Source organism: Parafrankia sp. FMc2, from assembly GCF_041008525.1.
Taxonomy (GTDB): Bacteria; Actinomycetota; Actinomycetes; order Frankiales; family Frankiaceae; genus Parafrankia.
Genome location: NZ_JBFLUG010000235.1, coordinates 1 through 6,768 on the forward strand (window position 1 = coordinate 1; position 6,768 = coordinate 6,768).

At 72.4% G+C, this 6,768-nt stretch carries 6 protein-coding genes; 3 read left to right on the plus strand and 3 right to left on the minus strand.

From position 1 onward, the window contains the following. From AB1460_RS34905 to AB1460_RS34915, 3 genes are all read left to right on the plus strand, one after another. Nucleotides 1-1,095, plus strand: a 1,095-nt coding sequence (locus AB1460_RS34905; protein WP_368966643.1) for an AIM24 family protein, incomplete at its 5' end; no start/stop codon positions are given. Nucleotides 1,096-1,191: 96 nt separating this feature from the next. Next, on the plus strand, nucleotides 1,192-1,869 hold the full coding sequence (locus tag AB1460_RS34910) for an AIM24 family protein (protein ID WP_018638083.1): 678 nt from the start codon (nucleotides 1,192-1,194) through the stop codon (nucleotides 1,867-1,869). Between the two features lie 28 nt (nucleotides 1,870-1,897). Further along, complete coding sequence (locus AB1460_RS34915) at nucleotides 1,898-2,917, plus strand: AIM24 family protein (RefSeq protein ID WP_368966644.1); 1,020 nt, start codon at nucleotides 1,898-1,900, stop codon at nucleotides 2,915-2,917. Between the two features lie 63 nt (nucleotides 2,918-2,980). On the opposite strand, the gene AB1460_RS34920 is transcribed toward AB1460_RS34915, so the two are convergent. The 3 genes from AB1460_RS34920 to AB1460_RS34930 all read right to left on the minus strand — a co-directional run bounded on the left by AB1460_RS34920 (nucleotide 2,981) and on the right by AB1460_RS34930 (nucleotide 6,225). Continuing rightward, on the minus strand, nucleotides 2,981-3,874 hold the full coding sequence (locus AB1460_RS34920) for a DMT family transporter (RefSeq protein ID WP_420497448.1): 894 nt from the start codon (nucleotides 3,872-3,874) through the stop codon (nucleotides 2,981-2,983). A gap of 80 nt (nucleotides 3,875-3,954) precedes the next feature. After that, on the minus strand, nucleotides 3,955-5,370 hold the full coding sequence (locus AB1460_RS34925; RefSeq protein WP_368966645.1) for an alkaline phosphatase PhoX: 1,416 nt from the start codon (nucleotides 5,368-5,370) through the stop codon (nucleotides 3,955-3,957). A gap of 246 nt (nucleotides 5,371-5,616) precedes the next feature. Next, nucleotides 5,617-6,225 carry a TetR/AcrR family transcriptional regulator gene (locus AB1460_RS34930; protein ID WP_368966647.1) on the minus strand — a complete coding sequence of 203 codons (609 nt, stop codon included), beginning with the start codon at nucleotides 6,223-6,225 and terminating at the stop codon, nucleotides 5,617-5,619. Nucleotides 6,226-6,768: the final 543 nt, after the last annotated feature.

Here is a 6,768-nt window from a genome sequence, read left to right on the forward strand (position 1 = left end):
CCGACGTTCGGTGCTCCGGCCGCACCCACCCAGCAGTTCCCGCCCGCTCCCGCACCGGCGTTCAACCCGCCGCCGGCACCGCCCGCACCGCCGCCCCCGCCGCCGGCGCAGGGACCCGGCCACGGGCAGCCGCAACCGGCCTACGGGCAGCCGCAACCGGCCTACGGCCAGCCACAGCCCGGATACGGCCAGCCGCAGCCGGCGTACGGGCAGGCCGGTGGGCCCGTCGGCTACCCCCAGGCCCCGCCGGCTCCGCCTGCGCCAGGAGGTTTCGGCGGTCAGGGCGGTCCCGGAGGTCCCGGGGGCCCCGGGGGCCCCGGAGGGCCCCCGCCTGGCGGCTTCGGGGCCGGGCCGGGCGGGCAGCAGCACCCGCCGGCGGGCTTCGGTGGGCCGACGCAGATGCTCCCGACCCAGGTTCTCCCCTCGCAGGCCCAGCCGATCCAGCCGGGTGCGATGAACAGCCTCAACCCGTACCGTGAGGTGGCGACGGCCGGCCGTTGGACCCAGCAGAACAGCAAGCTGGTGAAGGTCACCCTCGGGGCGGAGGCGCTTGCGCTGCGCGGGTCGATGGTCGCCTACCAGGGCAATGTGGACTTCGACTACAAGAGCGGCGGCATCCGCGGCCTCATCGAGGAGAAGCTCACCGGCCAGGGTCTGAAACTCATGACCTGCAAGGGCAACGGGGAGGTCTTCCTCGCCCGGGACGCGTCCGATCTGCACATCGTCGATCTTGGCGACAAGTCGCTGTGCATCAACGCGAAGAACCTGCTCGCGATGGACGCCACCGTGCGCTCCGAGGTGCGCCGGATCGAAAGCCCCGGAATCCCCGGCGGGGGTTTCTTCCACTTCGAGGTGTCCGGGCCCGGGTCGGTGGTGGTGATGACCAAGGGGACACCGATGACGCTCAACGTCGCCGGGCCGACGTTCGCGGACATGAACGCGCTGGTGGCGTGGACGTCCGGTATGCGGGTGAGCGTTTCCACGCAGGTCCGGGTCTCGCGCCAGATCTATGCGGGGGCGAGCGGTGAGTCGTTCGCGCTCCAGTTCATGGGATTCGCCGGTCATTTCGTCGTGGTGCAGCCCTATGAGGTCTGACGTGTCCCGCCCCGGCGGTTGGCGGGGCGCGCGGCGTCTCAGGGCACCCGGGGCACCCGGGGTAGAGCGCGGCACCGGGCGAGAGGGGAGCAGGTCGTGCACGGCAGCCTGATGGACCACTACGGTCCCACGCCGATCATGGATCGGATGAGCAGGCACGGATCCAAGATCGCCAAGGTCGTCATGCAGCCCGGCCAGGACCTCTTCGCCCGGGTCGGCTCGATGATCGCCTACGAGGGGCTCATCGACTTCAACCCGCAGCCGCCGCAGCTCGGCCGGATCGCGTCGTCCTGGGCGACCGGCGAAGGCGTCCCGCTCATGACGGCCACCGGGCAGGGCCTGCTCTACCTTGCCGACTACGGCAAGGAGGTCATCGTCGCGCAGCTCGCCGGCGAAGGCCTCTCGATCAACGGCAAGAACGTCCTGGCCTTCGACGCGAGCCTGCAGTGGGGCATCGAACGGGTCAAGGGCGTCAACATGCTCTCCGGGATGGGGATGTTCAACGTCGTCGTCCGCGGGCACGGCTGGGTCGCACTCACCGCCAAGGGCAACCCGATCATGCTCGACACCCGGGAGGCCGCGACCTTCGTCGACACCGACGCGCTCGTCGCCTACACCGACGGCCTGCGGGTGGAGCCGCGCCGCACCGCCCGCCTGGGCGGGCTGATCGGCCGCGGCTCGGGCGAGGCGTTCCAGCTCGGCTTCTCCGGCCAGGGTTTCGTCGTGGTACAGCCGAGCGAGGACGAGCGCCCGTCGTTCTCGGTGCGCGGATGACTGCCGGCGAGGGTGAGAGGATCGGATCATGACGCACGGCGGGATGTACGGCGGCAACCCCGGCGGTGCCGGCTATCCGGGCGGCCCGCCTGGCGGCCAGGGCTACCCCGGGGGACCTGGGATGCCTGGTGGGCCCGGAATGCCTGGCGGTCCGGGAATGCCCCCGGGTCCGGGAGGACCGGGCGGCCCGGGCGGGGGGCTGCGGAGCAGCCTGCTCGACAACCCCGAGGTCACCAGCAACGAGCGGTTCACCCTGCAGAACGGCAAGATGCTCAAGGCGACCCTCGGCGCGCAGGGGATGAACAAGTTCTACGCGCGCCGCGGGGCCATGGTCGCCTACCAGGGCGCGGCGACCTTCGACGCCCAGTGGGAGGGCTGGGGCTCGCGGTTCCGCAGTTTCTTCAGCGGCGGCGAGGGCCTGAACCTGATGAAGGTCGCCGGTTCCGGAGCGGTCTACCTCGCCAACCAGGCGCAGGACATCCACATTCTCGACCTGGCCGGCGACGGCCTGACCGTCGACGGCAAGAACGTCCTCGCCTTCGACGCCGGGCTGAACTGGGATCTCGTCCGGGTCGACAGCCAGGTCGGGATCGCCGGCGTCGGTGGCTACCAGGTCGAGCTGCGCGGGAACGGCCAGGTCGTCGTGTGCACCACCGGCGCTCCGCTGGTGATGCGGGTGACCACCCAGAACTACTACTTCGCGGACGCCGACGCGGTCGTCGGCTGGTCCTCCAGCCTTCAGGTCTCCATGCAGGCCGCGGTCACCTCCAGCGCGGCCTGGAAGCCACGGGGGAACACCGGCGAGAGCTGGCAGCTGCAGTTCAGCGGCGAGGGTTTCGTGATCGTGCAGCCGTGCGAACTGCTGCCGCCCTACGACGCGCTGGCCGGTTCCGGCCTCGCCGGCCAGTTCGGCCTCGGTCAGGGCGGCTTCGCGGGCAACCAGCTCGGCGGGCACGGCGGCGGTCATGGCGGGCCTGGCGGCGGTGGGTTCGGGGGCGGCGGCGCGGGCGGCTTCGGCGGTCTGTTCGGCAACCCCGGCCGCCACTGAACTCGGCCGCCACTGACCCTGACCGCTTCGGGTCCGGTCCCGCTGCCGGTCCCGCCGCCGGTGTCAGGGCAGCTGGCCGGTCGGCCGGGGGAGCGCGGGGGCACGGGCGAGCAGCACCACCCCCGCCGTGATCAGGGCCGCGCCGAACGTGACGCCGAGCAGCTGGCCGGCGGTGCCGGGTGCCGGCACCCCGTACAGCAGCACCGCCAGCACGTAGGAGACCACCGGGTTGGTGATGTTCATCGCGGTGACCGCAGGTGCCAGTGGGCCGCACGCATAGGCGGCCTGCCCGAGCAGCAGACTGCACGTCGCCGCCGCGGCGACGGCATAGCCTTCCCAGTGCGACATGGCGCCGAGCAGCCCCTCGGTGAGGAGCTGCTCCGTCGCCTCCTTCATCAGGACCGCGCTGAGGGCGCAGAACAGGCCGGCCGCAAGGCCGAACAGCGCGGCCCGGGCCGCGGGCGAGCGGTCGCGCGAAAGCGTGGTCAGCACCCCGGCCACGGCCGCCACCGCCACGATCGAGGCGACCAGCCGCGGCTCGTCCATGCCCGTCGCCGCCGGCAGTCTCCCGCGTGCGGACAGCAGGGCGGCCAGCCCCGCACAGACGCCGGCCGCCCCCCACCAGGCACCGGCCGACATGCGCCGGCCGGTGCCCACCAGACCCAGCGGGAGCGCGAACAGCAGCTGACAGACCATCAGCGGCTGGACCTCGGCCACCGACCCCAGATGCAGCGCGGCGGCCTGCACGCAGAACCCGCCGAGGTTCGCCACCCACCCCAGCACCCACACCGGCTCCCGGGCGAGCTCAGCCAGCAGCCGGGGGCCCGGTACCGCGCGCGCGTGGTCAACGCGGGTCGCGAAGCTGGTCCGTCCGGCCGCGCGTTGCTGCAGGGCGGCGGACGCGGCGATCAGGAAGGCGGCGAGCAGGCTGACGGGGATGACGGCGGGCACGGTCACGCCACCAGCATGGGCACCGTAACGGCAGGACTACGAAATCGGAATTGTCACAGGGGCATTGGCGCGGTCGCCTGTACCGGTCAGACGAGCCGGCCCCACGGGCCGGTGATGACGAACGTGCGGCCCGGGTACTGGAGGTTGACGACGAGGTGGCGGCCGTCGGCGGTGAACCGCGGGCCGGCGAGCTCGCTGGCGCCGATCGCGCCGGGCTCCGGGAAGTCCTCGGCCTCCCAGTAGTGCAGGTCCAGCGGGGCGATCACCTTCGCGACGTCCACAATCCGGCCGGAGGCGGTCAGCAGCCGCAGGTAGTTGTCGCCGCCGTTCTCGTCCTCGCCGTCGCCGTCCTCGGCGAGCAGGACGCCGCCGTGCGGGCCGACGGTGACCCCGTCCGGCTGGTTGAGCACCGCGGCGCCCGGCGACTCGTAGAGCAGGGCGAGGACGCCGGTGTCTCGCCCGGTCGGCCGGTAGCGCCACACCTGGCCGTTCTCGGCATCGCCCGCCTCCGACGCGACGAAGGTGAGTGCCCCTTCCTCCCACTCGGCACCCTCGAGGCCGGAGAAGCGGGCACCGCCGCGTGCCCGGCCCTGGCTGTAGACGGAGCCGGGGAACGACTCGGCGTCGGACGGATCCGGGTGGGCGATGTCGACCCAGCTGGTGGGCAGCTTCTGACCGACCCGCTGCCCGGTGACGGTGTCGTAGTCCGGCTCACCGCGCACGGCGAGCATCTGCAGCCGGCCGCCGGCCGCGAGCCTGCCGGGGCGGTGCGGCAGGAAGCGGTAGAGGCCGTCACCCGGGTCGCCGTTGTCCTCGGTCAGGTAGACGATCCCCGTCGCCGGGTCGACGGGCGCGCACTCGTGCTCGAACCGCCCCATCGCACGCAGCGGGACGGGCTCGACCGGCCCGCGGGCGTTCGCCGGCACCTCGAAGACGTAGCCGTGCGGCTTCTCGTAGCCGGCGTCCCGGCCGTCGACGGTCTCCTCGCAGCTGAGCCAGCTTCCCCACGGAGTCGGCGAGCCGTTGCAGTTCGCCAGGGTGCCGTTGAGGACGAGGAAGCTCTCGCGTAGTCGGCCGGCCGCCAGGTCGTAGCGCGACGAGGTGACCCCGGCGGGAGCGGCCCGGTCGTAGGCCGCTCTGCTCCCGATGCTGCGCCGGGCGGCACCGGGCATGCCCGTCTCGATCTCGTGGTTGCGCAGAATCCGCACCAGGTCGCGCCCGGCGGGGAACAGCGCCTGCCCGTCGTGCGCGATGGGGGTGGCGAGCCCGTCCGACATCCGGCTGCCGGCCGCGCCGAACGACCGGTAGCTGAAGCCGGGCGGCAGCGCCAGCTCGGGCCCCGCCGGCCGCAGCGCACCGAAGCCGTCCGCGCCCGTCCCCGCGCCGGAACCGGGGCCACCGGTCCCACCGGCCCACGCCGCCTCGCCGAGGCCGGGCGCGAGACCCGCGCCCAGCAGGCCGAGGCCGGTGGCGGTCAGCAGCTGCCTACGTGACGTCCCCATAGAACCCCCCACGAGCTCCGGTGCCGACGCGTTCTCGCGCTGATCGCGCTGATCGCGCTGATCGCGCTGATCGCGCTGATCGCGCTGATCGCGCTGATCGCGCTGATCGCGCGGTGTGTCGCGATCGGACGGACGGATCCTAGGTAGCCGGCGGCGCATCCCGGACGACGGTTCGGCGGCCGGCGGGCAGCCATCCGGCGAACAATGCCCCGCGGGTGCGCAGAGCGCCGGCCTGGCTGCCATGAGTCAGGGGCGCAGCGCCGCCATCACCATGTCGGCGTAGCGGCGCCACTGTTCGGGGTCGCGGATCCCGAGTTCCGACAGCACCCGAGAACAGCCGCCGATCAGAACGCGGACGTCCATCGCGGTGACGTCGGGGCGCAGTGCACCCTGGTCGCGGGCCGCGTCGACGATGCCCGCCAGCAGCTGGAGGGTCCGCGCCCTGACCATGGGCCTGTCCTGCTGGGGGAGTACCTGCGCCAGCAGGAGCTGGTTGCCGGCCAGCAACGCGAAGACGTCCCGGATGAAGCCGTGCAGCCCGGCGACCGGATCGGCGTGCTCGGCGGCGGTCATGAGACGAGCGTCGACCCAGCTGAGCTGGTGTTCGGCGACGGCCTCGACCAGGGCGTCCTTGGTCGGGTAGCTGCGGTAGACGGTGGCCTTGCCGACCCCCGCCCGGGCTGCCACCTCGGGAACCGTGGCAGCCAGGCCCTTCTCGGAGAAGACCTCGATCGCCGCGGCGATGATCTGTTCGTGGTTGCGGCGGGCGTCCGCGCGGCGCTCGGACCAGTCGGGCGACGGGCCGGGCGGCGCGTGCGGCACGTGCGTGCGCGCGGAGGACCACGAGACGGACATGGTGGCCAGTCTGCCCGACCGGCCCCGCGGTGCGGCCGCATCTCTCTCCTGCCTGCGGCACGGGTCGGGACGAGAAAGCTCACGCGGGTGGCCGCAGCGGATCTCGGTGGTTGTTTCCCGCCCCGCGGTGATGCTCTGACCAGCGAGTACACATTAACGGTCGGCGAATTCGGGACGCTTTTGACCTCGTGATGCCATGATGGCCGGAATACCTGCTGATCACTGTCAACCTCGCCGCCGGTTTGTCTGCCGGTCAGCAAAGGAGTCGGTCGTGGCACGCTGGGTTCGCACCCGCCGAAAACTCATGTGTACAGCAGTGGTCGGCCTCCTTGCTGCCGGGTTGCCGATGGCGGGCGGGGCCGTGTCCGCACAGGCATCGCCCCCACCCGCGGCAGTTGCGAACACCGCGGAAAACGGGCTCTTCGCAGTTGACCGGAATCTGTGTTGGTCCGATTACGCGACCTTCGGACGGGCGGTAACCGTGGGTAGCCACTGGGGGCGGGTGGAACGGGAGGCGGTGTAGCGGGCGCGGCGTTGCTGGTG